The sequence below is a fragment of the Streptomyces sp. B5E4 genome, from assembly GCF_039871555.1.
Lineage (GTDB): Bacteria > Actinomycetota > Actinomycetes > Streptomycetales > Streptomycetaceae > Streptomyces.
The window spans coordinates 118401-145171 of sequence record NZ_JBDPMI010000007.1 but is presented as its reverse complement, the minus strand read 5'-3'; the positions used below and the strand labels follow the sequence as shown (position 1 = coordinate 145171).

General features: G+C 71.6%; 19 protein-coding genes and 2 pseudogenes. 12 read left to right on the top strand and 9 right to left on the bottom strand.

Features of this window, described 5'->3' with window-relative positions; translation table 11 throughout:
- Positions 1-100: 100 nt before the first annotated feature.
- On the bottom strand, positions 101-1519 hold the full coding sequence (locus ABGA99_RS12195) for an FAD-binding oxidoreductase (protein ID WP_347577638.1): 1419 nt from the start codon (positions 1517-1519) through the stop codon (positions 101-103).
- Between the two features lie 246 nt (positions 1520-1765).
- Here ABGA99_RS12195 and ABGA99_RS12190 point away from each other — a divergent pair, with 246 nt between their 5' ends.
- Entirely contained in the window at positions 1766-3307 is a 1542-nt protein-coding gene (locus ABGA99_RS12190) for an FGGY family carbohydrate kinase (protein WP_347577639.1), read from the top strand.
- Positions 3308-3331: 24 nt separating this feature from the next.
- Here ABGA99_RS12190 and ABGA99_RS12185 read toward each other — a convergent pair whose 3' ends face one another.
- A complete protein-coding gene (locus ABGA99_RS12185; RefSeq protein ID WP_347582624.1) occupies positions 3332-4141 on the bottom strand; it encodes an IclR family transcriptional regulator in 810 nt (269 codons plus the stop codon).
- Positions 4142-4338: 197 nt separating this feature from the next.
- Between ABGA99_RS12185 and ABGA99_RS12180 the strand changes: the two are divergent.
- Together ABGA99_RS12180 and ABGA99_RS12175 are read left to right on the top strand one after the other, a co-directional pair.
- Positions 4339-4602, top strand: a pseudogene (locus ABGA99_RS12180) (FAD-dependent oxidoreductase); the annotation flags it as partial.
- 109 nt (positions 4603-4711) lie between these two features.
- Entirely contained in the window at positions 4712-6028 is a 1317-nt protein-coding gene (locus ABGA99_RS12175) for a glycerol-3-phosphate dehydrogenase/oxidase (protein WP_347577641.1), read from the top strand.
- Between the two features lie 73 nt (positions 6029-6101).
- Here the strand turns inward: ABGA99_RS12175 and ABGA99_RS12170 are convergent, their stop codons facing one another.
- Positions 6102-6863 carry a GNAT family N-acetyltransferase gene (locus ABGA99_RS12170; RefSeq protein WP_347577780.1) on the bottom strand — a complete coding sequence of 254 codons (762 nt, stop codon included), beginning with the start codon at positions 6861-6863 and terminating at the stop codon, positions 6102-6104.
- 173 nt (positions 6864-7036) lie between these two features.
- Positions 7037-9151: a glycogen debranching N-terminal domain-containing protein gene (locus ABGA99_RS12165; RefSeq protein WP_347577642.1), complete on the bottom strand. Its 2115-nt coding sequence runs from the start codon at positions 9149-9151 to the stop codon at positions 7037-7039.
- A 163-nt stretch (positions 9152-9314) separates the two neighbouring features.
- Between ABGA99_RS12165 and ABGA99_RS12160 the strand changes: the two genes are divergently transcribed.
- The 4 genes from ABGA99_RS12160 to ABGA99_RS12145 all read left to right on the top strand — a co-directional run bounded on the left by ABGA99_RS12160 (position 9315) and on the right by ABGA99_RS12145 (position 13830).
- A complete protein-coding gene (locus tag ABGA99_RS12160; protein WP_347577643.1) occupies positions 9315-10400 on the top strand; it encodes a LacI family DNA-binding transcriptional regulator in 1086 nt (361 codons plus the stop codon).
- Between the two features lie 87 nt (positions 10401-10487).
- Positions 10488-11732 carry an extracellular solute-binding protein gene (locus ABGA99_RS12155; RefSeq protein ID WP_347577644.1) on the top strand — a complete coding sequence of 415 codons (1245 nt, stop codon included), beginning with the start codon at positions 10488-10490 and terminating at the stop codon, positions 11730-11732.
- Positions 11729-12820, top strand: coding sequence for a sugar ABC transporter permease (locus ABGA99_RS12150; RefSeq protein ID WP_347577645.1), 1092 nt, complete (start codon positions 11729-11731; stop codon positions 12818-12820). Before ABGA99_RS12155 ends, ABGA99_RS12150 begins: the two co-directional genes overlap by 4 nt.
- On the top strand, positions 12817-13830 hold the full coding sequence (locus tag ABGA99_RS12145; protein WP_347577646.1) for a carbohydrate ABC transporter permease: 1014 nt from the start codon (positions 12817-12819) through the stop codon (positions 13828-13830). The genes ABGA99_RS12150 and ABGA99_RS12145 overlap by 4 nt, the downstream gene beginning before the upstream one ends.
- A gap of 227 nt (positions 13831-14057) precedes the next feature.
- Here ABGA99_RS12145 and ABGA99_RS12140 read toward each other — a convergent pair whose 3' ends face one another.
- On the bottom strand, positions 14058-15329 hold the full coding sequence (locus tag ABGA99_RS12140; protein ID WP_347577647.1) for a LuxR C-terminal-related transcriptional regulator: 1272 nt from the start codon (positions 15327-15329) through the stop codon (positions 14058-14060).
- A 153-nt stretch (positions 15330-15482) separates the two neighbouring features.
- Here ABGA99_RS12140 and ABGA99_RS12135 point away from each other — a divergent pair, with 153 nt between their 5' ends.
- The gene (locus ABGA99_RS12135; protein WP_347577648.1) at positions 15483-16082 is read left to right on the top strand and encodes a flavodoxin family protein; all 600 of its coding nucleotides are present in this window, start codon (positions 15483-15485) and stop codon (positions 16080-16082) included.
- A gap of 30 nt (positions 16083-16112) precedes the next feature.
- Here the strand turns inward: ABGA99_RS12135 and ABGA99_RS12130 are convergent, their stop codons facing one another.
- Both ABGA99_RS12130 and ABGA99_RS12125 read right to left on the bottom strand, forming a co-directional pair.
- Positions 16113-17273, bottom strand: a complete 1161-nt coding sequence (locus ABGA99_RS12130) for an FAD-dependent oxidoreductase (RefSeq protein WP_347577649.1) — start codon at positions 17271-17273, stop codon at positions 16113-16115.
- A gap of 29 nt (positions 17274-17302) precedes the next feature.
- Positions 17303-18520 carry an erythromycin esterase family protein gene (locus tag ABGA99_RS12125; protein WP_347582623.1) on the bottom strand — a complete coding sequence of 406 codons (1218 nt, stop codon included), beginning with the start codon at positions 18518-18520 and terminating at the stop codon, positions 17303-17305.
- Positions 18521-18673: 153 nt separating this feature from the next.
- Between ABGA99_RS12125 and ABGA99_RS12120 the strand changes: the two genes are divergently transcribed.
- Positions 18674-19657, top strand: coding sequence for an AraC family transcriptional regulator (locus tag ABGA99_RS12120; protein WP_347577651.1), 984 nt, complete (start codon positions 18674-18676; stop codon positions 19655-19657).
- A 58-nt stretch (positions 19658-19715) separates the two neighbouring features.
- Here the strand turns inward: ABGA99_RS12120 and ABGA99_RS12115 are convergent.
- Positions 19716-19960: pseudogene (locus ABGA99_RS12115) on the bottom strand (IS5/IS1182 family transposase); the annotation flags it as partial.
- An 840-nt stretch (positions 19961-20800) separates the two neighbouring features.
- Here ABGA99_RS12115 and ABGA99_RS12110 point away from each other — a divergent pair.
- The 3 genes from ABGA99_RS12110 (at position 20801) to ABGA99_RS12100 (ending at position 25834) form a co-directional block, all read left to right on the top strand.
- A complete protein-coding gene (locus tag ABGA99_RS12110) occupies positions 20801-23305 on the top strand; it encodes a tetratricopeptide repeat protein (RefSeq protein ID WP_347577652.1) in 2505 nt (834 codons plus the stop codon).
- Positions 23306-24339: 1034 nt separating this feature from the next.
- A complete protein-coding gene (locus ABGA99_RS12105; protein WP_347577653.1) occupies positions 24340-24774 on the top strand; it encodes a hypothetical protein in 435 nt (144 codons plus the stop codon).
- Positions 24775-25084: 310 nt separating this feature from the next.
- Positions 25085-25834 carry a hypothetical protein gene (locus ABGA99_RS12100; RefSeq protein WP_347577654.1) on the top strand — a complete coding sequence of 250 codons (750 nt, stop codon included), beginning with the start codon at positions 25085-25087 and terminating at the stop codon, positions 25832-25834.
- A gap of 148 nt (positions 25835-25982) precedes the next feature.
- On the opposite strand, the gene ABGA99_RS12095 is transcribed toward ABGA99_RS12100, so the two are convergent.
- Positions 25983-26615, bottom strand: a complete 633-nt coding sequence (locus ABGA99_RS12095) for a hypothetical protein (RefSeq protein WP_347577655.1) — start codon at positions 26613-26615, stop codon at positions 25983-25985.
- Between the last annotated feature and the right edge of the window lie 156 nt (positions 26616-26771).

The window sequence follows — 26771 nt, the reverse complement described above, 5'->3', positions numbered from 1 at the left end:
GGAGTACACCGGATGCGGCGGGAGTGTGCGGTCGGTGGCAGCCCGGCTGAATGGGCCCCGGCGCCCCGGCCGGGGCGGGGCGCCGGGGCCGGCCGGCCGGTCAGAGGCCGGCCTTGCCCGGGTTCATGATCCCGGCCGGGTCGAGGGAGTTCTGCAGGGTGCGCATGAGATCGAGACCGGATCCCAGTGCCTCCCGCATCCACGGGGCGCGCTCCAGGCCCACCCCGTGGTGGTGGCCGATGATCGCACCGGAGCGCAGGCTCTCCTCGATCACGGACCTCCACACGGCGTCGTACGCGGTCATGGCCTCCTCGTCCGAGGCGAACTCGCCGCGGACGATGGCGTAGAGCGCGGCGCCCTGGTCGTAGACATGACTGACGTGCGCCATGAACTCGTCCATGTGCGGCGCCGCGGCCTGCTTGAGGCGCTCGTAGAGGCCCGGAAGTTCCGACCATGTCGCGGTGACCTCGATCGCCTCGGCGACACCGCCCGGCTTGCCGACGGCGTCGGTCGACCAGGAGTAGTCGAAGCGGCGCTGCTCCCAGTTCACGCCGGGCTCCGGTCCGAGGGCTTCGCCGCCGTGCTCCGCCACGTGCCCGAGAGTGATCTTCTCCTGGGCCGCGACGAGGTCGGGGGCGCCGTCGAACGCGAGGATGGTCAGCCAGCCGGGTGTTCCGGCGAACGTGGCGTGCTTGGCGGATGCTTCGACGGGATCGTAGATGCGTACCACCGCGGGACGGACGCCGTCGATCAGGGAGCGGCGGACGGCTTGCAGGGCCTGCTCGAAGGTGTCGAAGCGTGCCGAGTTGAACAGGCGCGCCCCGGGCTGGGGGACGAGCTTGAGGGTGACGTGCGTGATCACGCCGAACATGCCCTCGGACCCGATGAACAGCTGCTTCAGGTCGGGCCCGAGCGAGGCGCGCGGCATCGAGCGGGTCTGCACGATCTCGCCGCTGGGAAGCACGACCTCGAGGTCTCCGGTGCGGTCCTCGATGTTCCCGTACAGCGACGAGAAGGTGCCCGATCCCCGCATCGTGATGCACCCGCCCACGGAGGCGAGGTAGTACGACTGCGGGTAGTGGCCGATGGTCAGGCCCGAATGCCTGATCGCCTCGTCGAGCTCGGACAGCCGGACACCGGCACCGACGGTGACCGTCCGGTTGGTCACGTCGACCTCGCCGATGCTTGTGAAGTCCGCCATGTCGAGTACGACGCCCCCGCGCACCGGGATGCCTGCGCCGACCGTCCCCGACCCCAGGCCGCGAGGCGTCACGGGGATGCCGTGCGAGGTCGCCCAGCGCATCACCCGGGACACCTGATCGGTGGTGGTGGGACGGACGACGAGTGCGGCGGTCGCAAGCGGGGCGTCGTTCGCCTCGGCCTTCTTGCTGCGAACCGATGCGTCCGCGGACATGGCGCGAAGCTCCGCGGGGGCCGAGACGAGAACGGCCCCGTCGACAGTGGCGCGCAGTTCGTCCAGCGCCTCCTGCGGAACCGTGGCGATGGCACCGGTGGTCATTGCTGCTCCCTACGTACGTCGTCGATCGCTCAGGGCGGCGACTGGGGCGCCGGCCGTTTCGCCACCTTCGCCGGCCGCCGGTGCCGGCCGTCAAAGGCGTTGACACCCGGCGTCAATCCGGTCCCGCGAAAGGGGCCTCGTTGTCACGGCGTGGCAATGTCCTTGCATCCCGGCGCGACGCTCTGATCATGGCGAGAAACCGGCGGCGCAGCACGCAGGCCGGACCACGACGCGGTGGAGGAGAACATGGGCACACGCCACGTCCTCGTGCTCGACGAGGGCACCACGAGCACCAGGGCCGTACTGTTCGACGACCGGTCCCAGGTCGTCGCGAGCAGCGCGCTCCCCCTTGCGATCACGACGCACGCCGACGGGCGCGTCGAGCAGGACGCGGCGGAGCTCTGGGAGGCTTCCCGGTCCGTGATCAGCGATGTGGTCGCCACCGCCGAGGACGGCGGGCTCGGCATCGCCGCGCTGGCCATCGCCGTCCAGCGCACCACCACCGTGCTCTGGGACGCGGAGACCGGGCAGCCCGTCGCCCCGGTCGTCAACTGGCAGGACACCCGCGCGGCCACCCGCGCGGCCGAGCTCTCCGCCCGGTGGGCAGGGCGGGCCAAGGCCGCCACGGGCCTGGTACTCGGAGCCGCGCACCTCGGTCTCCACCTCGACGCGCTGCTCACCGGGGACCCCGCCCTGCGTGACCTGGCCGAGCAGGGCCGTCTGCGTGCCGGGACCCCGGAGAGCTGGATCATCTGGAACCTGACCGGCGGAACCGACGGAGGCGTCTTCGCGACCTCCACCTCGTGCGCGGGCTCGACGGGACTCCTCGACCTGGGTACGGGCCATTGGTGGACGGCGCTCCTCGACGAGCTCGGCATCCCCGCCGCCGCACTCCCCCGGGTGCTGCCCGAGGACGCGGACTACGGCACGACGCGCCCCGGGCTCGTCGGAGCGCGGCTCCCGATCACCGGGGTCCTGGGCGACCAGCAGGCCGCGCTGTACGGCCACGGCGCGTTCCGGGCCGGCACGGTGAAATGCACCCACGGCACCGGCAGCTTCATCAACTTCCACATCGGACGCGACCCCATGGACGCCGGGGACGGCGTCGACTGCCGCGTCGCGTGGACCGCCGCGGGGTCCCGTGCCCACATGCTCGAAGGAGGGTCCTTCGTCAGCGGCAGCGCGGTCGACTGGATGGTGCACCAGATGGGCGTCCTGCCCGCGGCCGACCGGATCGACACGGTCTACGCCGAGGGCAGGGCGGACTCCGGGCTCATCAGCGTCCCGGCACTCGCGGGCTTCGCCGCTCCCCACTGGGACGCCACGGCGCGCGGCATGATGATCGGCTTCAACCGGGGCACGACCGCCGCGGACGTGGTGCGTGCGACCGTCGACGGCACCGCCCACACCGTCGTCGACATCATCGAGACGATGGCGCGCAACGCCACGACCAGCCCGACCGTGGTGATGGCGGACGGCGGCCTCAGCCGCTCGGACGCGCTGCTCCAGTCGCAGGCCGACCTGCTCCAGATCCCCGTGGTCCGGGCCGCACACGCCGAGTACGTCACGGCGCGGGGCGCCGCCTGGTGCGCGGGCATCGCCCACGGCGTATGGGCCGGCGAAGAGGCGGTGAGCGCCACGATGACCGAAGGGCGGCAGTTCACACCGCGCATGAGCCCGGAGGAGCGGAACATCCGCCGGCAGGCGTGGCAGGACGCGGTCTCACGAGCCCTCGGGTGGCGGCGTGCGCAGTTGCCGGCGGCGTCTGCCGAGGACCGGCAGGACTGACCCGGACCACACGCCGCTGCGCGCTCAAGCCCTGCCCTCGCCGCCGATCGCCGCGGAGAACTCCTTCGCGGCGGGCCTGAGCGCGCGCAGCAGCTCGGACCGCCGGGCCTCGCTCATCACCGGGCGCTTCGTCGAGACGGTCAGCGCCCCGACCGCGCGACCGCCGACGCCCACGACGGGCACCGCGACGCACGTGATGCCGAGTGAGTACTCCTGGTGGTCCTCCGCGAAACCCTGCTGCCGCACCCGCAGGCACTCGCGCTCCAGCTCACGCAGGTCCGTGATCGTGTACTGGGTGAACCGCTCCAGCGGTCGCACGCTGTACGCCTCAAGCGCGGACCGGTTGTACGCGATGAACACCTTGCCGCTCGCGCTCGCGTGCAGCGGGCGCCGTGAGCCCGGCACGATCGGCGGCGACTTCTCCGAGACCGGGGAACTCCTGCTCGCCGTCGCGACCGTCACCGCGGTCCCCTGGTCGCACACCGTCACATGGACCGGCTCACCGGACCGCTCCGCGAGTTCCTCGCAGAACATCCGCGCCCGACGCAGAAACTCCCGCTGGTCGGAGGTGTTCTGAGCCAGACCCGCGATCACCGGCCCCAGCCGGTAGCGGCTGCGCTCACTCGCCCCGGTCACCATGCCCAGGGCTTTGAGCGAGGCCAGGTGCCGGTACGTGGTGCGCTGGCCCAGCCCGGTACGCATCTGTACCTCGGCGGCATTCGCGCCGGCCGGACCCGCTTCACCCACGGCCTGCAGAACGAAGAAGGCACCCTGCAGGACGGCGGGAACCTTCGTCTCGTCGGCCACGATCGCTCCCTGATCCATGTGATCCATGTGATCCACGGAAAGTCGACATCTTTCGGATTGGATCAGCACTCATTCCGGTTCGCAAAAGAGGCACGACCTTCGTTGACACGCGGCGTCAATGAATTGGACCTCCCGAAGCCTGCACCGCAGGATTCCCAGTAGATCCGAAAGAATCCTGCCGATCATGCTCCTCGGCAGATGTACCACACGAGGTGGCCGCCACGATGTCCCGTGCTCTGCGCAGTGCCGTCGCGAACCAGACCGCACCCGTCGCCTTCGACCGTGAGGCAGCGCTCGCCTCGTTGCGGGGGACGCCGCTGGACGTACTCGTGGTCGGCGGCGGCATCACCGGGGTGAGCGTCGCGCTCGACGCCGTCACCCGCGGTCTGACCGTCGGGCTCGTCGAGCGGACGGACTTCGCCGCAGGGACCTCCTCGGCCTCCTCCAAGATGATCCACGGCGGGCTGCGCTACATCGAGCAGAAGGAGGTCCGCCTCGTCTACCACTCGCTGCTCGAACGCCAGCGCATGTTACGAGCGCGCTCCGCACCTGGTCAGCCGGCTGCCTTTCCTCTTCCCGATCTACCGCACCGAGGGCGTGTTCAGCCCTGCCGTCGCCCGCACCCTCCGTGCGGGCCTCGTCGCCTACGACGCGCTGGGCGGCTGGCGGATCGGCCGGCGCCACCGCCGGATCTCCCGCGAGCAGGTGCTCGCCCAGTGCCCCACTCTGCGCCCGGAAGGACTGCTGGGCGGCCTGCTGTACTTCGACTGCCGGACCGACGACGCCCGGCTGACCCTCGCCGTCGCGCGCACCGCCGCCCTGCTGGGGGCCCACGTCGCGAACCGGGCCGAAGTCGTCGCTCTCGAGTCGTCCCCGGGCCGGCACATCGCCACCGTCCGCGCGACGGGAGCCGACGGGACGAGCGAGGACCTCCGGGTACGGGCGAAGGTCGTCGTCAACGCCGCAGGCGTGTGGAGCGACGCCGTCAGCACCCTGGCCGACGCGGACCACCGCCACCAGATCCGCCCCGCCAAGGGGGTCCATGTGGTCGTTCCCTGGGACAAGGTGCGCAGCCAGTCCACGCTCACCTTCCCGATGCTCGGGGGAGCGCGCGGCAAGGGCGGCAAGGGATTCGTGGTGCGCTGGGGAGACCACTGCTACGTCGGGACGACCGACTCGCCGTACACCGACGACCTCGACGACCCGCGCTGCACCCGAGCCGAGGCCCGAACCCTGCTGGAATCCCTGAACGCCGCGCTCAGCACGGAGATCACGGTCGAGGACATCACCAGCACGTGGGCAGGTCTGCGCCCGCTCATCGACACCGGCGACGGCGACACCTCCGAACTCAGCCGCGAACACGAAGTCACCGTGCAGGACGGCGTGGTCACTGTCGCAGGCGGCAAACTGACGGTGGCGCGCACCATGGCCCAGATCGCGACCGACAAGGTCTGCGGGCTCCTCGGCACCCGCCGCACCTGCCGCACCGCCGCCCTGCCCCTGGTCGGCGGTGCCGACTTCGATGCCGAGGCGGTCGAGGCGACCGGCGGTCGCTTCGGCCACCTGAGCGGCCGGTACGGCACGGAAGCCCGATTCGTCGAGGACCTGATCGCGGCGACTCCCTCTCTCGCCGAGCCGATGACTCCGAGCCTCCCCTACCTCTGGGCGGAAGCGGTCTACGCGATCCGCCACGAGATGGCCCGGACCGTGACGGACGTACTGCAGCGCCGCATCCCGGCACGGATCCTCGACTCCCAGGCCGCCGCCTCCGTCGCGGACCGGGTCGGGGAGCTGCTGGCGGCCGAGCACTCCCTCCCCCCGCACGAGGTCGACCGGCAGGTGGAGGAGTTCGTCGCGGACGTGCACCGCGAGCGCGAGACACTCGGCCTCACGGCAGCCGACGCTGTCCCGTGATCGGCGGGTGAGGGGAGGGCCGGCGGGCGGCAGACCTGCCCGCTGATGAGGAGCGGGCGGTTGCTGTGACTGGTCAGGCGGTGATGGCGTACTCGGTGAAGTGGCCACAGGCGGCGAAACCGAGGCGGCGGTAGACGGGTTCTCCGTCGGCGGATGCCTGCAGCACCGCGGTCTCGTAGCCCGCGGCGCGGGCGGTGCGCAGGGTCGCCACGGTGATGGCGCCGCCATAGCCACGGCGGCGTTCGGTGACGAGCGTGGCGATGTTGTAGATCCCGGCGACGCCCGCGTGGAGGAACACCTCGGCCGAACAGACGGGGCGGCCGTCGACGTAGCCGACCAGGTAGCGGGCGGGGCAGTCGGCGGTGAGCGCCGAGTCGGCGGCGGCGAAGAACCGGCGCACCGTGGCCGCGGGCGGGCTCCAGTTCGCAGCGAGGACCGTGGCGTAGTCGGCGAGCTGCTCCGCAGTGGTCGCCGGGCGGATCTCCAGGCCGTCGGGGTGCACCTCGGGGAGAGGACCGCGCAGGTCCTTCCACATGCCCGTCTCGGTTTCCGACGCCTCCAGGCCGACGGCCTCGAGGTGCTGGGCAAGATTGCCCGGTGTGGAGGCGGGGCCCACCCACCAGGAGAAGGGGCGGCCGGTGGCGGCCAAGGTCCGGGCCACCTCCGCGGCGCGGGTCGGTGCGGTGTCCGGGGCGAAGCGGGCCGCCGCGACGATGTTGAAGGTGTCGTCGGCGAGACCGCTGTCGGCGATCACCAGGTCGCCGGTCTCGGTGACGGACGCGCCCTTCATGTTGCGGTGCAGGTGGCAGGCGTGCTCGGCGAGATTCCGCTCCATCGCGAGCGGAAGGCCGGACTCATCGACCGACGGGAGATCCATTGGCTTCACGGTGACCCATTCCAGCATGTCGGCTGGAGTACGCACAGATCCTCATTCCGTACCTGTGAGAAGGCTCCTCCTCATGCGGTCCTGCGTCGTCGCGGCGCGGCGGAGATCCGGTGTGCGCCGGTTCATCCCGTGGTCCGGACCGTGATGCCCGCAGGCGCGTGGATTGTCGGGATGCCGTCGGCGGATAGCGCGATCTCCAGGGGGGCGCCGCCGAGTTCGAGGCCCGCTGCGCGGAGAGGGAGGAGGGCGCCGGGGACCTGCGGGGAGACCGTCAGGGTGCCGTTCGGGACATCGGGAGCGAGGCCCAGCAGCGACTGCAGTACCAGCACCCCGGACGCAGCCGCCCACGCCTGCGGGCGGCACGCTGCCGGGTACGGGGCGGGACGGCTGCCCTGGTCCGTGCCGTAGCCGGCGAACAGTTCCGGCAGCCGGGCGTCGAAGTCGCCGGCGGCGCGGAGCAGGCCGGTGGCCAAGGCCGCCGCGGGCTCCGGGAAGCCGGCGCGAGCGAGGCCGTGCACGGCGATGGCGGTGTCGTGCGGCCAGACCGAGCCGATGTGGTAGCCGAGCGGGTTGTAGCCGCCGGAGTCGCTGCTGAGCGTGCGCAGCCCGAAGCCCGAGTCGAGGTCGCCCTCGGCCAGCCGCCTGGCCAGCAGGGCGCTCTCCTCCGGATCCAGCAGGCCGGTGCCCAGCAGATGCCCGAAGCCGGACGTCACCGAGTCGACGGGGCGCTTGTCGCGGTCCAGCGCGACGGCCGGATACCGACCGCGTGCGTCCTCGACCCAGAATGCCTCGCGGAACCGGGACTTCAGGCGCTCCGCCCATTCCTCCCAGCGCTCCGCGCCCGGCCGGCCGAAGGCGCGCAGCAGCGCGGCGCCGCCCCGGGCGGCCTCGTACGCGTAACTCTGCACCTCGCACAGGGCGATCGGCGGCTCCGCGAGCCGGCCGTCGCGGAACCGGATGCCGTCTCCGGAGTCCTTCCAGCCCTGGTTGGCCAGGCCCGCGCCGGTGGTGTCGACGTACTCCAGGAAGCCGTCGCCGTCGGCGTCGCCGTACTCGCTCATCCAGGTCAGGGCGCGCTCGGCGTGCGGCAGCAGCGCCTCGACCTCGGCCGGGTCCAAGCCCCAGCGCCAGGCGTCGTGCAGCAGGGTCACCCACAAAGGGGTGGCGTCGACCGTGCCGTAGTAGACCGGCGGCAGCGACGAGGACCTGCTGGGAAGGCGGAGGCCGACGCGGCGTACCTCGTGCAGGATCTTGCCCGGCTGCTCCTGGGTGGCCGGGTCGGTGACGGCCCCCTGGCGGCGGGCCAGGATCCGCAGCGTGCTCGCGGCGAGCCGGGTGCCGAGCGGCAGCAGCATCCGCGCGGCCCACAGCGAGTCGCGGCCGAAGAGCGTGGCGAACCAGGGGGCCCCGGCCGCGAGGAACAGGTCGTCGGGGCGCCGGGGGTCGGCCAGCAGGAGGCGTTCGAGGTCGGCGTGGGACTGGTCGAGCCAGGCGTCGAGTCGGCGGTCGGCGCTGCGTACTTCGGGCGTGCGCCAGGGTGGGCGGCCGAGGGCCGCGGCGGGGAACGGCTCGCCCTCCGCATCCTCGGCGGTGCACACGAGGTCGGCTTCCCAACAGTCGCCGGGGGGCAGCGCCACCTCGAAGTGCAACCGGCCGCCCGAGGCACCCGCCTCGATACCCGTGGGCGCGGGGACGGCGGCCAGCCGTACGGTGACGGTGGCGTCGCCCCAGACGAGCGTGGTGCCGGTGGCGACGTCGATGGCCGCCGCGACCGGGCCGGGTGGCCGGCCCGCCTTGACCTGCTCCATGGCCGCCAGATCGGTGCCCGCGCCCACGGTCAGCCGTATCAGGGCCGGGATCCCGCCGGAGTTGCGCACCCGCAGCGACTCGGTCAGCCGGCCCGGTGCGACGGCGCGCCGCCGCTCCAGTACGACGGCGGGGTCGGCGGTGGTCTCGGCGACTCCGCGCAGCACGGTACGGAACAGCGCCCGGTCCGCGCCCTCCAGCCCGCCCGAGACGGGGGCGACGGGCACGCGGTCGGCGGAGACCGACAGCTGTGCCAGAGCGCGGCGTTCACCGTGGTAGAAGCCGTCCGCGCCGTCGCACATCTGCCCGTCGGGCCGGGAGACGGCGAAGGCCGGCGCGTGCAGCGTGACGCAGCGGTCGTGCAGGAAGGGCTGCAATCCCGCGTGGGAGACCGATTCGGCGCCGGTCCCCTCCGGGGTCTTGACACTCATCTCGGGTGAGGACCAATCTCTGGGGCATTGGAGCGTTCCAAGGACTGTAAGTGCAGTTCAGATGGATCACAATCCTTTTGGATCGCTCCAACTCGTGGATCTTCAAGGACTTTCACGGAGTTCCGCGGACTGGCACCGGGAGCACGGCGCAGGAGGGACAGCGATGGCACAGCCGTCAGGGCAACGGGCAGGAGCGCCCCAGCGGGCAGGCGCGGCGGGGAACGTGACGCTGGCGATGGTCGCCGCCCGCGCCGGGGTCTCCCCGCAGACCGTCTCCAACGCCCTCAACGCGCCCGAGCTGCTCCGCCCCGACACGCTGGAGCGCGTGCGTCAGGCCATCGACGCCCTCGGCTACCGCCCGCACCGCGCGGCACAGACCCTGCGCACCCGCTCCAGCAAGCTCCTCGGCTACGGCATCCAGCCCGTGCCGCCCGGCACCGCGACCCCGGTGCTCGATCACTTTCTGCACGCGCTCTCGCAGACCGCGGACGAGGCCGGCCATCGCATCCTGCTGTTCGCCGCCCCCACCGGGCCCGGGCTGCTGGAGGCGTACCAGGAACTGCTGGACACCCACAACGTCGACGGCTTCGTACTCAGCGGCACCGCGCACGGCGACCCCCGGCAGGCGTGGCTCGCCGGGCGCGGCGTACCGTTCGCCGCCTTCGGCCGGATGTGGTCGGGCCGGAAGGTCGGCGACTGGGTCGACGTCGACAACGCCGCCGGCACCGACGCCGTGGTCGACCACCTCGTCGGCCTCGGCCACGTGCGGATCGCCTTCCTCGGCTGGCCGCGCGGCTCCGGGACGGGCGACGAGCGGGCCACGGGGTGGAAGCGCGCCATGCAGCGCCACGGGCTGCCGGTACGCGGCCGGCGGGCGGAGAGCGAGGACGACGTGGAGGCCGCCCGGGCCGCCGTGGGTCCGCTTCTCGACGCCGGCGCCACCGCCATCGTTGCGGCCAGTGACACTCTCGCCGTCGGCTGCTACCGGGCGCTCGCCGACCGCGGCCTCGCCCCGGGCGCCGACGTGGCCGTCACCGGGTTCGACGACACCCCCGCGGCACCGCTGCTCACGCCGGCGCTGGCCAGCGTCACGCAGCCGCTGGACGCCGCGGGCCGGGAGTGCGTCCGGCTGCTGCTGGCCCGTATGGCCGACCCCGGCCGCGCGCCCGAACGGCTGCTGCTGCCGCCCTCGTTCGTCGTCCGTGACTCCGCGGCCCCCACGGGGTCCGGGCCGCGCCCGCACCACTGAGCCGTCCCCTACGAGCCCTCTCCCCCGCGCCGCATCCGAACACCGCACCCCTCCCCCTGTCCCGAGCCGCAACCCGAAGGACTCCCCATGAGAAACCGCACCTCTCTGGCCGTACTCGCCGGCGGCCTCAGCCTCCTCGTCGTCACCGGCTGTTCCTCCGGCTTCGAAGACGACGACACCGAGCAGGACGACGGCGGCAAGCAAGAACTCACGGTCCTCATCGCCTCCTCCGGCGCGGCCGAGACCAGCGCCGTGGAGAAGGCGGTCGCCGGCTACGAGAAGTCCTCCGGCAACGACGTCCGCGTGCAGGCGGCGAAGGACATGAACCAGCAGCTCGGCCAGGCCTTCGCCGGCGGCAACCCGCCCGACGTCTTCTACGTCGCCTCCGACCAGTTCGCCAACTACGCCTCCGGCGGCTCCCTCTTCCCCTACGGCGACCAGGTCGAGAACGCCGAGGACTTCCCCGAGGCGCTGCGACAGTCGTTCTCGTACGACGGCGATCTGACCTGCGTGCCCAAGGACGCCAGCTCCCTGGCCCTGGCCGTGAACCCGAAGCTGTGGAAGGCGGCCGGCCTCACCGAGGCGGACTACCCCGCAAGCTGGGCCGAGTTGGAGAGCGTGGCGAAGAAGCTCACGGACGGCGACGTCACCGGGCTGGTGACCAGCGAGGAGTACCAGCGCCTCGGTGCGTTCATGAAGCAGGCAGGCGGGTGGATCACCGACGTCGAGCAGACGGAGATGACGGCCGACTCCCCGGAGAACGCCGAGGCACTGGGATTCGTCAAGCGCGGACTGCAGGACGGCTGGTGGAAGTACGCGAAGGACGTCGACGCGCTGAACGCCGGTGAGGCCTTCGGCCAGGGCAAGGCCGCCATGACCATCGAGGGCAGTTGGTTCGCCGGCCAGATGGAGCACGACTACCCGGATACCGATTACCGGCTCGTCGAGCTGCCCGACGGTCCCGCGGGCAGCGGCGACCTCGCCTTCAGTACCTGCTGGGGCGTGGCACAGGACAGCGCGCACCGCGCCGCCGCCGTGGATCTCGTGCGGCACCTCGCCGCGCCGGAGCAACAGGCCGCCATGGGCGAGGGCTTCGGCGCCATCCCGGCCCGGGAGAGCGCGGCGGAGACGTACTTCGGCGACCACCCCGACCGCGAGCCCTGGACCCCTGCCGGCGAGGGCATGCAGGGACCGGTGACCGTCCAGGGCATGGACAAGGTACTCGCCCAGCTCAACAGCGAGCTGCTCGGCCTGAAGGGCGCGGACCCGGCGACGATCCTCGCCGACCTGCAGCGCAACGGAGAGCCGGTGATAGAAGAGAGCGCCAAGTGAGGCGCAGGGCCACCTTCCGCGGCCACGAGAGCGTCTGGGGCTGGCTGTTCGTCAGCCCCATGGTGGTTGTCCTCGGGCTGTTCCTGGCGCTGCCCGTGTTCATGGCGATGTGGGTGTCGCTGCTCGACTGGAACGGCCAGTCCAACCCCTTCACCGGTGGCGAGGCGGACTTCGTCGGCCTGGACAACTACCGGGCGCTGCTCACGCAGGACGGCCTGGACCGCACGCTCTTCGCGACCTCGCTGCGGAACAACGCGTACTACGTCCTGCTCGCCGTGCCGCTCGCCACCTCGACGGGTCTGCTTCTCGCCCTGGTCGTCAACCAGCGGCTGCTGAAGGGCCGCGGGCTCGCGCGCACCACGTTCTACTTCCCGTCCGTCACCAGCTCGATCGCCGTGGCCACGGTGTTCCTCTTCCTCTTCCAGGGCAGCGGGGCGGTCAACAACCTGCTCTCCCGGGTCGGCGTCGAGGGACCGAACTGGCTGAACGACCCGCGGGGCGTGATCTGGGTGCTGCTCGGCGGGCTCGGCCTGGTCGACCCCGACGATCCCAGCGCGTCCCTGGCGGCGCACGACTTCCTCGGGCTGCCGCTGACCGAGTGGCTCGCCGGTCCTTCGGTGGCGCTGCTCACACTGGTGCTGATGGCGACCTGGACCACCTCCGGCACCTTCATGCTGATCTTCCTGGCCGCCCTGCAGAACATCCCGCGCGAGCTGGAGGAGGCCGCGGCGCTCGACGGCGTGGGCCGTCGCCGGATGTTGTGGCACGTGATCCTTCCGTCGATCCGCCCGGTGGTGTTCCTGGTACTCACCCTGGCGCTGATCGGCAGCTGGCAGGTCTTCGACATGGTGTACGTCATGGGGCAGGGCTCCCCCGCCAACACCACGCTGACGCCGGCCTTCCTGTCGTACAGCTCGGCCTTCGACAGCGCCGACTACGGGCAGGGCGCGGCGGTCGCCTTCCTCCTCTTCGCGATCATCCTGACGCTCGTCGCGCTGCAGCGCCGACTGCTGCGCGAACGCGGCCCCGGCCGGGACCGGCTCTGGAACCGAGGGCGGCGGGGCATCTCACAGAGGAGCCGCGCATGATCTCCACCGACACCACGTCCCGCGCCGCGGAAGACGGCCGCACCATGGCCGTGAAGCGCGCTGCTCGCGGCAGGTCCGTACGTCGCCTGCGTCTCGGCACCCGCCTGCTCGGCCGGCGGCGCCCGGCAGGCGACCCCCGGGACGAGCGGCCGGTCCTGCCCCGGTTCCCGCGGCCCGCGCGTCTGTTCGGCTACGCGCTGGTCGCGGGCCTGGCGCTGCTGTATCTGCTGCCCTTCCTGCTGCAGATCTCCAACAGTTTCAAGACCGAGGCGGACGCGGCCGCCGACCCGCTGGCGCTGTGGCCGTCGACGCCGACGACGGTCACCTACGAGCGGCTGTTCGGCCTGGGCGGGACGGCGGACAGCGTGCCGTTCCCGCGCTGGCTGGCGAACTCCGCGCTCGTCACCGTGCTGATAACGGCGGGGCGGGTGCTGTTCGACTCCATGGCCGGCTACGCGCTGGCCCGGCTGCGGTTCCCCGGCCGAGCGGTGCTCGCCGGCTTCGTCCTGGCCGTGATGGCGGTGCCCGGGGTCGTCCTGCTGATTCCCAGGTTCCTCGTCCTCAACAGCTTCGGCATGTTCGACACCTACTCCGGGATGGTGGTGCCGCTGCTGGTGGACGCGGCCGGGATCTTCATCATGAAGCAGTTCTTCGAGACCCTGCCGCGCGAACTGGAGGAAGCGGCGCGGATCGACGGGGCGGGGGTGCTGCGCACGTTCTGGTCGGTGGTGCTGCCCATGGCAAGACCCGCGCTGATCACGCTGACGATCCTGTCCTTCCAGGGCTCCTGGAACGAGTTCACCCACTTCCTGGTCGCCACGCAGTCCGAGCAGTACGAGACGCTGACCACGGGCCTGGCGAGGTTCGTCTCCGGTGGCCTCGGCGGCGGCAGCCAGTTCCCGCTGAAGCTCGCGGCGGCGGTGCTGTCGACGGTGCCGGTCGCGGTGCTGTTCTTCTTCTTCCAGCGCCACTTCATCCGTGGGGCCAACGCCGGAGCGGTCAAGGAGTGAGAGCGGTAGCTGTCCGGTCGGCGGAGGGTGGCGCCGGGTACGGCCGGCGCGCTGGCCGCGTCCCCTCCGGCGTAGGCCGTGTGACGGAGAGACGGCCACCTGCGTCGGCCTCGCCGGCACGGAGGTCGCCGTCGCCGGCGCGTTGTGGGAGGTGGTGCATCACGCGCAGCGCAGCCTCGGTTGACCGGTGCGCCCGCCCGGGGCGAGAGCGCCCGGTCCGAGCGTGATCAGGCCGGGCGGCGGCGGGGCAGGGACGCCGTAGGGAGGCGGTCACGTGCCAGGGCGGCCGCCTCGCCCCGCGAGGCCACGCCGAGCTTGGCCAGGATGTTGGCCACGTGGAACTTGACCGTGTGCTCGCTGATGTTGAGGTTGCCGGCGATGACGCGGTTGCGGTGCCCGTGGACGAGTTGCTCCAGGACGTCGTGTTCCCTGGGGTTGAGCACTTCCAGCGTCCCGCCGGGCCGGGTCGCAGGCGCTACCAGCGGGAGCGACACGGTGATCGTGGTGCCCCAGCCCGGTACGGCGTCGAGGACAACGGCACCGCCCAGCCCGGACGCCCGCTCGCGCAGCCGGTGTACCGCCGGCGAATCGGACGGGATCGTGCCGGGCCCGTCGTCGCGCACGGTGACGCACAGGTCCTCGTCCGCGGTCTCCCAGGCGACTCTGATACGGGTGTGCCCGCCCTCGTCGAGCAGGGCCAGCACCGCCCCCCGCACGATGGCGCGCGCGGCGGCGGCGACCTCGCCCGGCAGCCGGCGTCCCGGCTCGGCGGGCGCGGCGAGGTCGAGGGTGATGTCGTCGTGGCGGGTCAGCAGGGCGAGCTTGTCCGCCAGGATGGCGAAAGCCTCCCCCGCGCTCTGCTCGCGGGTGTCGCGCTCGCCTCCGGTACGGATTTCGATCAGGGCCGGTACGGCGAGGTCGATCGCGGCGCGGCGGGCGGCGGAGTCGTCCAGCCGGCCGGCGCGCAGCACGCCCAGGAGCCCGGTGAGGGTGGCGGCGTAGGCGTCGGTCAGGTCGGCCATGGCCGTCCCGGGCGGAGCGGACTGTACGGGCTCGACGCCTGAGACCTGGTCCGAGATACGCGAAATGGCCAGGTCGACGAGGTGTTGGACGGTCACCTGCGCGGTGGGCGGGGGCTCGTCCGGGCCGGACAGCACGATCGCCAGCAGCCCCCTCGGAGACTCCCCCGCGGGCTCGGCCGCCGGGGAGGTCACCACCAGGACCTTGCGCTGCACACCGCCCAGCGGGAGCTCCCCGAACCACGGCCGGTCGATCCCCACCAGCCCCGCCAGGCGTCCCCTCTCGGTGGCGGTGACGTCGTCGAGTCCGTGAGTGCGCAGCGGGGACATCAGGACGCAGTCGCCGGTGAGCAGGACCAGCCCGTCATGGGGCACGATGCCGTCCAGGACGTCCGATACCCGCGGCAGGACCCGCTCAAGCGGTGCCCGCAGGATGCTGAGCGCCGCTTCCAAGGCGGCCGGCCACGACTCCTTTGCCATGCCTCCCACGCTAGCTCTCCCCGGAGGGGGAGGGCGCCTGCTCCTTCGGCTGGCCGAACCCGCTCCAACGACCGGTCCGCCCCACCCGGGTTCGCGCCCAGGCTGGTGTGCGTCGCTCGCACAACGAGACCCACGCAACGAAAGAGAGCAACCATGATCGACACGCCTGCGCCGACGACACTGATCGTTGTGGCGTACCACAGCGGACACGGGCACACGGCGCGGCTGGCCGAGTCCGTACGGGACGGGGCGGGGCTGGTCGAGGGCGTCCGGGCAGAGTTGCTCCCGGTGGCCGATATCACCGACGGCCAGTGGGACTTGCTCGACGCCGCCGACGCGATCGTCTTCGGCTCGCCCGTCCACATGGGAGCGGCGGCCCCCGAGTTCGCCACGTTCGGCCGTGACTCGGTGGCGCGGTGGACCACGCTGCGCTGGAAGGACAAGATCGCCGCCGGCTTCGTCAATTCCGGGTCCAAGAACGGCGACAAGCTGCACGTCCTGCAGGGCATGGCCCTCCTGGCGGCCCAGCACGGCATGCACTGGATCAGCCTCGGCATGCCGGGCGGATGGAACTCCAGCACCGGGTCGGAAGACGACCTGAACCGGCTCGGCGTATGGCTGGGCGCCGCTGCCCAGTCCAACGTCGACGAGGGCGCGGAGGCGATGTCCAAGTCCGATCTGCTCACCGCTGAGCACCTCGGCACCCGGGTCGCCGAGCAGACCCGGATCTACCGCGCGGGGCCGGCCGTCTGATACCGACCGGGGAGCGGCAGGGACTCCGTGTCATGGCTGGTCGAAGAGCCGGGCGAAGTCGTCCACCATCAGGTCGGCGCCCTTGAGTTCGGCGGTCGTCTCGGCATCGAGGATGTCCGCGTGGATCAGGTCGTATCCCTTGTCCACCGCGCGTTTCCTGACGTGGGCCGCGATCTCCGGACCCACGTGCTCCTCCCAGCCGGGTGCGTAGGTCGCCCCGCCGGTGGGTCCGAGGGGGAGGACGATGCCGGGCGGGCCGGGGCGGTACGCGGTGAGCGTGCCGCCGCCGTCGATGAGCGTACGGATATTGGCCGCGATGACCCCGGCGTGGTCGATGGCGGCGCTGGCCTGCTTCGCCTCGGGGGTCGCGATGATGTCTCCGAGGGCGAAGACGCGGGGCAGGCCCGGCAGCCGCAGGTCGGAGGTGACGGCGAGCCGGCCGTCAGGCCCGCGCGCGGCGAGCAGGTCGTCGCCCAGGTAGTCGGTGGCCGGCGGGCCTCCGTAGCAGCGAAACCAGATGTCGGCCGTGAGACGTTCGCCCGACTCCAGGGCGACGGTGAACGTCTTCGCCTCGCCGGGTTCCGAAGGGGGCCGCTCGCGCAGGCGGTCACCGAGGATGACGCGGACGCCCAGGGCGTCGAGTTGGCGGTGCAACTCGTTCCGGAACAGATCCGGATAGTCACCCGGGACGATCGGGTGGTCGGGAGCGACGATCGTGATCGTCTTCTGTGGCCATGCCGAGGCGAGTTCTCCCGCCAGTTCGAGGCCCACGGGGCCGGCGCCGAGCAGGAGGATGGCGTCGGCGGCTTCGACGTCGTGGTGGGTGGTGCGGTAGGCGCGTACGGCGGTGTCGCCGGCGGTGCTGTGGGGCTTGGCCGGGAAGGGGTAGGCCGATCCGGTGGCCAAGACGATGTGGTCGGCTTCGATCCGGTTCCCGGAGGCCAGGAGGACGGACGACGCGTCCACGCGGGTCGCCTCGTCCTGGAGGAACGTGCCCCGGCTGAGCAGGTTGTCGTAGGGGAAGAACATCCGGTCCGTCCATCGCGGATCCACCAGACTTCGCAGTGCGGCGATGTGGTGGACGAAGGCGTCACGGGGGTCGATGAGGATCACGTCGGTGAAGGCGTCGAGCGTCTTGGCGACGGTGATGCCTCCGTATCCGCCGCCGACGACGGCCACGGTCGTGTGCATGGTGCGCTCCTGGTCGTGGGTGTTGCGTGTCATCGGGGCCGGTGGGACAGCAGGTTCGTCGGCGTGATGGTGCGTACGTGCACCACGGCGTCGAACCACTCGTCGAGCGGGCCCGTCGTCAGGTAGTGGTCCTGGTCGGCCGCCGCGTCGTAGAGCCCGCCTATGCCCCGCAGCCGGTGCGGCCCACGCAGCCATGCGGCGACCGGTTCCGGCTGCGGCATGCGCAGGTCGAGCAGGTAGCGGTCGGGGCCGGCCGCGGTCAGGACGGCGTCGGCCGAGTCGGCCGCCGGCGGCGGCACGTGCTGTCCGGGATGGAGTCGGCTCACGTCGCCCTGCCCGAAGGCGATGAGGAGCGAGAAGTAGCGGCTGCCGAGTCGCCGTCGCAGCTCGTTGCCGACGCTCCGGAAGCTCTCCAGCGGTACGACGGGTTCCAGACGGGCTGCGTTCGCGGTGAACGAAATGCCCTCCCAGTACGCGACCTTGACCCCGTCGTCCTGCGCCAGCCTGGTCATCTCCGCCACCGACCGGCGCCGGACGGCGGCGTAGTCGTAGCCGCCTCCGGCGAAACCGGCGGTGTGGAAGTCCACGATGAGCCGGGCCTTCTCCAGCGCATCGGGCCGTTCGGCGGCGCCGGGAAGGGCTGCGACGAGCCGGAAGGCGTCCTGCGCGTGGTCGGCGAAGCGCCGCCCGGGGTGGGTGCCACGGCTCCGCTGCACGTGCTCGGGCACCTCATGGGCGGTCACGATGGTGTCGTAGTGGAGGCGAACCTCGCCGTACGCCTCCCCGCCGCCCGCCCGGGCCACCTGGTCGAGGACGGCCCGGTAGTCGGCCGGCCGCGCAGCGGGAGGCTGCAGCCCGACCAGCCGCAGCGGATCGCGGGGATGCCGCTGGTTGAACGACCGGGCCCACTCGACGACAGCGAGCATCTCCCGTGTGCGCCAGGGCACCCACAACTCCCTCAAGGCGGTCAGCGGGTCTCCGGTACCGGTCCGGACGTAGCCGTCCAGAGCCGCGACCACCGACTCGTCGTCCTGGAAGGCGAGCACGCGGAATCCCAGGTGCTCCACCAGGACGCGCAGGACCCGGTGTCCGAGCACCGTCACCTCGTGACCCGCGCGGGTCGTCTCGCCGATCCCCACGATCGCCGCGTCGGCCAGCATCGCCTCCAGGGGTCGGAGGTCGGTGAGTGCCGCTTCCGGATCGGCCTCCCTCAGCGCGTGCGCGTTCACGCCGACCCACTGTCGCACCGCCGACGATCCGTCGCCTCGTACACCCGTCACCAGTCGCTCCCCTTCCTTGCCCCCGGCCTCACATGGATGAGCCTAGGAAGCGGTGACGAGACAATGAATGCGTGACTGTCGCAGATTCATGTGTGTACGTATCATCTGGCTCGGCAAGCGATGTCGAGAGCATGCAGGTCGAAGGTGGACATCCTCAGTGACGTGATCTCCGCCCTCCGGGTCGGGCGCCCGGATGGCGAGCGAGTCGAGTGGTATGCGCCCTGGGGCCGGCGGTTCGCGGATCAGCCCGGCACCGCCGGTTTCCTCGTCGTGCTCCAGGGCTCGTGCTGGCTCATCGAGGACGCCGTCGCTCCGGTCCGGCTGGACCCCGGCGACTTGGTGTTCTCTCCGCACGGCAACGGATACGCCCTGGCCGACAGCGCGGACACACCGCTGGTCGAGCGCCCGGGGGACGTCCCGGCGACCCGGTGCCCGGTGGGCCGGGGCGACAGTCCGGATCCGCCCGCGCACGACTCCGGCCGCCAGCCCCACGCCGTCACCCTGTGCGGCGGCTACCGGCTCGCCCCGCACCCGTTGCACCCCCTGCTGCGCGAACTGCCCGCGACGATTCACATCCCCGCCCGCCTGGGCCGCCACCCCGAGCTACGGGCAGCGGTGGACATGCTGGGCGCCGAACTCGACAGCAGGCGACGGCCGGGCACGGACGCGCTCGTGGCGGTCCTCCTCGACATGCTGCTCCTGTGCAGTCTGCGCGTCTGGTTCGAGGAAAGACAGGACACAAGTACGGCCGCCAGTTGGGGCGCGGCCCTCGCGGACCGCGGCCTCAGCGCCGCCCTGAACGCCATACACGACGACCCCGCCCACCCCTGGACCGTGCAGGAACTGGCCGACAGGGCACGGATGTCCCGCGCTACGCTCTCCCGCCGCTTCACCGCCCTCGTCAGGCAGCCGCCGTTGACGTACCTGACGTGGTGGCGGATGAACCTTGCGGCTCAGTTGCTCGGAGCCGACCCGGCCAGTCCGCTGGACGCCGTGGCTGCCCGTGTCGGCTACACCTCCGAGTTCGCCTTCGCCACCGCGTTCAAACGCCACTTCGGCCTCTCCCCCGGCAGATATCGACGACGCGCGACGACGCGCACCTAAAGCGTGTTGCATACGGCTGCGTCCAGGCAGGTCAGGGCCGGTGGGTGCGGTTTTCCGCTCATGATGCGAGGGCGGGGTTGTGCAGTGGGCGACGGCCTCGACCGCGTGGTGGAGCCCGTTGCCGTGATGTCGGCAGTCGCGGAGGATCTTCTCGTTCTTCATCCGGCCGGTCACATGCTCTACCCGGGCGCGGACCTTGCGGTGGGCGGAGTTGTCGTCCTCCTCCCGCTTGAGCGGGGCCCGTCCGGGGCGCTTGTGGTGGGGCACCGCCATTCCGCAGTTCAGGTAGGCGCCGTCGGCAACACCACGACCACCGCCGACGGCGGCTACCCGGGCACCGGCCTGGTGATGCCGCACCGCCGCCGCAAACACGAAAGACTTACCGACTGGCAAAGGACGCACAACACCACCTCGACGCGAATCCGCCGCTGCTCGGCGGCAAGGTGAGGGAGGCGGGACGGGACGAGGAAGTCCCTGACGTAGCCGCATGGGGTCCAGTGGGTCAGCCTGCTGCACGAAGGTCGCTTCGGGGTCACCGACGCGGACTGACCTTGACTGGGAAGCCGGGCGACGGGCGGGGCGGGGCGGGGCGTGACGATGCTGTTCACAGGCTGATCGCCTGAGGAGGGAACATCTTGCGCTTTCTCTCACGACTCCTGGCGCCCGTGGTGATTGTGATCGCGGCGCTCTTGGCGCGCTCCTGACTGCCACGTCGGCGGTTTCCACGCCGAAGGTCGCCCCGGCGGCGTCAGCGACGCAATCCGCTCCGGCGGGCGTCCCTCTGTCCCTTGCCCCCGGCCAGGCCGCCGGCTTCGGTGACGACGTCGGCGCCGCCGCCTATCGTGACTGTCCCGTCGGCTTCATCTGCTTCTGGTCCGACCAGAACGGCCAGGGCCATGGACCCGGATACGAGAGCCGTATCGGCAGCAGTGTCGCCGACGACAGAGGCAACCTCAGCGGCCTCTGCCTCGGGGCTCCCTGTGCCGCCACAACTCCACCGGCTGCCCGAACCGATCGCTGGATGAGGTGCCGCTGGTGGCTGTAGAGGAGGGCCACCGGCGGCGGCTTGGTCGTGCCCGGAGTGGCGGGGGCGTTCCGCGGGTAGGTGACCGCTGGCATCGGGCGGGTCTGCGAGGGGAGCGGATGACGTCCTCCGCACGCGACGGCGACAACGGCGCGCTGCCGCAGCCGGATGGCGCCAGGACGGTGGATGACCTGGTGTCCCGGTTGCGGGAGTTACGCGCCTGGGCAGGTGTGTCGGAGCGCGAGGTGCACCGGCGGGTCTGCCGCGCCCGAGCCGATCGCCGGGTGCCCGAGGTGCCCGCCTTCGACACCGTGCACCGGTGCTTCCAGCCGGGCCGCCGACGGCTCGACGCGGACTTGCTGGCCGACGTGGCCGAGGCACTGATGGTCGGGGGAGCCGCCCGGTGGCGGGCGGCCTACGCGCGGGTGGTCGGCGGGTCGGCTGACGCCGGGGTGGCCACGGTGGCGGGTGCGCCGCCCGACGACCTCCCGGCGTTCACCGGCCGCGAGGCCGAGTTGGCCGCGTTGCTGGCACCGAGCGTGGCCCCGCGTGTGACGGTCGTGGAGGGCATGGCGGGGATCGGTAAGACCACCCTGGCCGTGCGTGCCGTTCACCTGCTGCTGCGGCGCGAACGGTTCGGCGCGGTGCTCTGGGTCAACCTCCGCGGGCACACTCCCGACCTGCCGCCCGCCGCCCCGGAGGCAGTGCTCGAAGGGTTCCTGCGGCGGCTGGGGATGTCCGCCGACCGCATCCGGCTGCTGGACGCGGGCGGCTGCGTACGGGAGTTCCGCCGCCGGGCGGCCCGGCTGCGCACCCTGGTGGTGCTGGACGACGCGGGATCGGCGGCGCAGGTGGCGCCGCTGCTGCTCGGCGAGGGCTGCCGGACCCTGGTCACCAGCCGCCATCGGCTGACCGGACTGACCGGCGCCGGGCGGCTGCCGCTTGAGGTGTTCAGCCCTCGCGAGTCGCTGGACCTGCTGCGCAGGACCGCGGGCGCGGAGCGTGTGGATGCCGACCCGGTGACCGCCGCGCTGATCGCCGGCTCGGTCGGCCACCTGCCGCTGGCGCTCGGGGTAGTGGCCGGGCGGATCCGGGACCGGTTCGGCTGGACCCTCGCCGACCACCTGGAACTCCTCACCGGGCAGCGGGCCCGGCTGCGGTGCGAGGACAGCGTCGAGCTGGCGCTCCGGCTCTCCTACGAGAGCCTCGCGCCCGACTGCCGGCGGCTGTTCCGGCTGCTGGCCTGCCACCCGGGCCCCGATGTGGACTCCTGGACCGCCGCCGCGCTCACCGGGACCGACCGGTCGGCTGCCGCGGCCGGGCTTGCCGCCCTGCACGCCGCCCACCTCCTGCGCCAACCGACACCCGGGCGATACGAGTTCCACGACCTGGTACGCGTCTACGCGACGGCCCGTGCCCACGACGAGGAACCGGCGCGGACCCGAAGGGCCTCGTTCGACCGGCTGTTGGCCTACCACCGGCACGCCGCTGCGCGGGCGATGGCCGTTCTGGCGCCCTACGAGCGCCACCGCCGTCCGGCGCCTGGTCCCGGTGGTTCAGACCTGCCCCCGCTGCCCGATCGACGGGCGGCCGCGGCATGGATGGACAGCGAACGGGACGGCCTGCTCGCCGCCGCCGTAGCCGCGGCCGAACGGAGTGGCGCGCAGCGAGGCGGCGCGCAAGGGGTCGGCGCCGGTCACGCAGGGGTGCTCTCCGGGCTGCTTGCCCGGTACCTCGACACCGCCGGCCACTATCGCCAGGCCGAGGCGCTGCACGGCCTGGCCGCCCAGGACCCGGACCCCGCCACCCGGGCCGTCGCGCTGGCCCGACTCGGCGCGGTGCACTGGCGGTTGGGCCGCTTCCCTCGGGCCGAGGCCAGCTTCCGACAGGCGCTGAGGGGGTTCCGCACACTGGGCGACCGGGCTGGCGAGGGCTGGGCACTGGGCAACCTCGGCGAAGTGCTTCAGCACCAAGGCCGATACCCAGAGGCCCGCCATCACTACACGGCGGCACTGGCCATCGCCCGGGAGCTGGCCGCGTCGCACGGCGGGCGGGAACGGCTGGGTGCGCACGGGGTGCTGTATGAGCCGCTGGGCCGCTTCGCGGAGACGTTCGAGACCGGCGCCGAGATTCTGGCCATGAACCAGGAGATCCTGACCGTCGCGCGGACGGTGGGCGATCGGGTCAGCGAGGCCAACGTGCTGGGCAGCATCGGCTCCATCGAACGGCACACCGGGCGCTACCCGGCGGCTCTGACCGCCATCCACCAGGCGCTTGAGGTGGTCCGGGAGATCGGCCACCGCAACGCCGAAGTGACGCTGCTCAACGAACTGGGCACCACACTGCGGGTTTCCAGCGGGGCTGCGCAGGCCCGGCAGGCGTTGGAATGTCACCGGCTGGCCGCCGACCATGCCGCGGAACTGGGCGACCGGTACCAGCAGGCGCGGGCCCTGGAGGAGACCGGCCACTGCCACCGGCTGCTGGCCCAGCCGGACGCGGCCCGCGCCTCTTGGCAACGGGCCCTGGAACTGTTCGGCGAGCTCGGCACCCCCGAGGCCGCCGCGCTGGGCACGCTGCTGTCCGAGGAAGCCCAGCACGACCGCAGCGGGACCCGGTCATCCTGAGGCCTGGGGCGAACGGCGCGACCCATGAGCAGGCGCCCAGCCGTGGCCGCCCGTACTCAGGGGCATCGCGAAAGCCGGGACAACAGCGCAAGTCCCCAGCTCGAACACCTTCGATTTCGGCGCCGGGTCGAACCGCTCTCCGCGGATGAACCCCGCGGGAGAGCGGTTGGGTGGCTGATCAGGGATGGGGGTACCCCTGGCACTTGAGCGGCTGGGCATTCACGTCGTCAAGACAGACCACGACCCTCGTAGCCCCACCAGGTACATCAGCTGGGATCGTCAACTCGAAGGGCTTCACCCCGTCGCACAGGGTACTGGTGCTCCTGACACCCAACGAGTGGCCGGCGGAATCGTACGTCATCACCCACACCCTTCGGCAGCCGCTGCTGGGGATGGCCCGCCACGTCCCCGTGAAGCCGACCGACCTGTAGTACCAGGTGAGAGTGCCACGGACGTATGTGGCCCCGTACGTGACATCGACAGGGGTGGTCGGGTAGGCGGCGGGAGCGGCAGGTGCCGCCGGGGCCGATGCGGCGAGAGCGCCAGGTACCGCGGTGACCGACGCGGCCGCCGGGCTTTGGGCGTGGGCCGCCGTCGTTCCAGCCGCCGCGGCCAGGCCCATCACGAGAGCGCCCACGCCGATGCCGACACGTCTGATCGCTTTCATCTTTCCTCCCCATGCTGCGTGGACCCCCGGCTGGGATGATCCTGGCAGCCGGCCACCCGGCCGTCGTGCGTCCCGGTCAATGTCGGTCAATCGACCTCGTCCCGCACCGGACGCCTCAGCTCTGGTCACGCCGACGATCATCTCCCGCTGCCGAAGACGAACCTGAGCACGGCGGTGGCGACCTCCCCGGCACCACAGGCACGCGATATCGGCGCCGTCGAACCCGGCGCTATGCTGGACAAGCGTCCACCGCCGCCACTCGCCTCTCAAGCCATGGTTGGGCGAAAGCGTCGAGGAGACCGTGCTGCTAAAGCTTGTCCCGCATATGGGCGTGCGCTGGCGTTTTTCCTGACGGTACGGTCCTCGGGTGGAGTTGAAGAGGGTGAGCGAGTGCCCGTTGCACGGGGGCGGAGTGTGTCCTGATCACCTGGTCGGGCGGCGTCTTAAGCAAGTAGTGGCTTCGTGGCATCTGTACGGCGCGGAGGCTCCGTCCGGCCCGCTGGACGTGTGGCTGATCGACAGCGAGGCGGTGGCCACGCACGTCACGACCGGATCGGACTGGTGCCTGATAGTGGAGACGTCGCCCCCCTTCGCGGGATACGACATGGCGGATTCAGGTCGCGTCGAGGTGGCTCCGATCAGCGGCGAGACGCCGTTCGCGGATCACCTCGACGAGACAGTACTGGCAGTCAGCGAAAAAGGTGACCCGGACAGCGGGCGGCAGGCAGTCGCGATCACCTTCGGCTCCGGCCGTGTCCGCTGTGAGACCTGGTCCGGCGAGCTCCACCTATCCGGCAAGTGAGCATCACGCCCTCACATGCGGGAACCGTGTGAGGATCCCGCCGTGGCCAGTGTGATCACGGCGTCGCCGTCCTGGATAGCCCCGTTCACCGGGTAGGCCTCGCTCGGAAAAGGACGACTCTGGGCTACCTTGCCGACCGCGACCATATGAATATCGCCACCAGCCAAGCGTCCCCCTGGCCGTCCCCGGACTTCCCTGATGGCCGAGCATTCCCAGGGGCAACGTGCGTCCGCGAGCCTCCGGTTACGCCATTGGAGTGGCTGAAGTCACTGGATCAGTACTTCTCCTCTGACACGCCGTTGATCCGGTTATGGATCCACGACACTCCTGGGAGCAGAATCGGGCGATCGCCGAGGAGTTCTGCTATTACGACGAGCAGGTCAGGATCGCCGAGACGGTCCTTGCCCAGGCACAGAGCGCACGCCAGCACGCGTTGGCCGCTTTCGCGGTCAGCCTCGGACGAGACCGTTCAGCAGCCGACTTGCTGGGACTTGCCGAACGTGATGTACGGTCCGCGCGCCGTAGCGTCGGCAGGAAAGAAGCCCGCAGCGTGGCCGATGAGTTGCTGGCTTCCTTCCACCGTCGCGCCATGCGGGAAGGTTCCGGAGGCGGAGGCCGTACGGACGAATCCGATGCGCCGGCCTCCGCCGGGCCGCTGCCGCTGTCGGCGCTGGACGAGGCACTGGCGGAGGGCTGGCGCAACGGCGTGGACCTGCACGCGCTGGCCACGGAGGCCGGCGTGGAGGTGAATACCGTGGTCGACCGTCTCAAGACGCTCTCCACCCAGGGCCTACTTCCTGATCCCGACTCCCCGACCGTTCCCCGCGGCCGGCATCGCCGCACCGACAACTCCGAGCACCACTCCCCCGGGTCAGTGCCCACCGGGCAGCAGAACCCGCGGGATGCCGGGGAGGCCGAGGCGGACGTGCCGCTGGATCCCTGGGCTGCCTGGGAAACCGAGTTCTCCGCCGCCGCGGGGTGTCCGCCCCCGATGCCGCATGCCGCAGCCGAGCCGTCACAAGGCCGGATGCTCATCACCATGGTGGTACCGAAAACGTAAGGGGAGCCGGGTGGTTCGTGCCCGTCAGCCGTAGGTCGTGAGCAGCGGGGTGTCTTCGTCCGCGGACCCGTCGAGGTCCCGGGTGAGCTCATGACGTACGGCGGTCCGGGCAGCAGGTGCCCGTACCGCCGTGTCGGGGGCCGTGTGGTCACTGGAGGGAGCGGTGGTCGCGGACGAAGGGCAGCCGGGCCCAGATGCGGCCCAGGCCCCAGGTGTGGCCGGCGTAGGTGGCGGCGAGGGCGACGGCCACGGCCGCGTAGATGACGTGGTAGTCGATGAGGGGGTTCGTCGACATGCTCGGCGAGCCGTCCGACAGGTGCTTCGCCGGGGGCCACTCCGCGATCCACATCAGGGCCATCATCACCGTGGTGCCCAGCGCGGCGAGCCGCAGCGCCACGCCGAGGACCAGCGCGAGGCCGATGCCGAACAGACCGAGCATGAACAGCCAGTCGGCCCAGGCGTCGCCCGCCCAGGAGTGGAAGGTGCTCTCCATCGGACCGACCGCCACGTTGCCGAGGAAGCCCTCGGCGGGCGAGCCGCCGTCGATCCAGGCACCGTTGCCCGGGGTCGAGTAGCCGAGGCCGAAGGCCTTGTCCAGGAAGGCCCAGAGGAAGACGAGACCGGTGATCACCCGGACACCGGCCAGAACGTGGCCGACCACCGGGGACGTGGCCCTTTCGCCCGCCGCGGCCTCGGTCCGGTTCCCGTTCGTCGAGCGCGCCGCACGACGCTGCGGCAGGCGGAGGGCGGAGTGCCGTGGGGGCTGCTGGTGCACTGCCATGATTGTGCGCTCCCTTTGCGTGATTTCTCGTTGCCGTCCGGTCCGTTCACCTCCAATCTCCCGTTCGGGGTGCCGTCTGCGGATGGTCTGACGAGGGCGTGCGTACGGGGCCGATGGTCGCCGGGGCGAAGGGCTCATCGGACCCGGCGCGGCGGC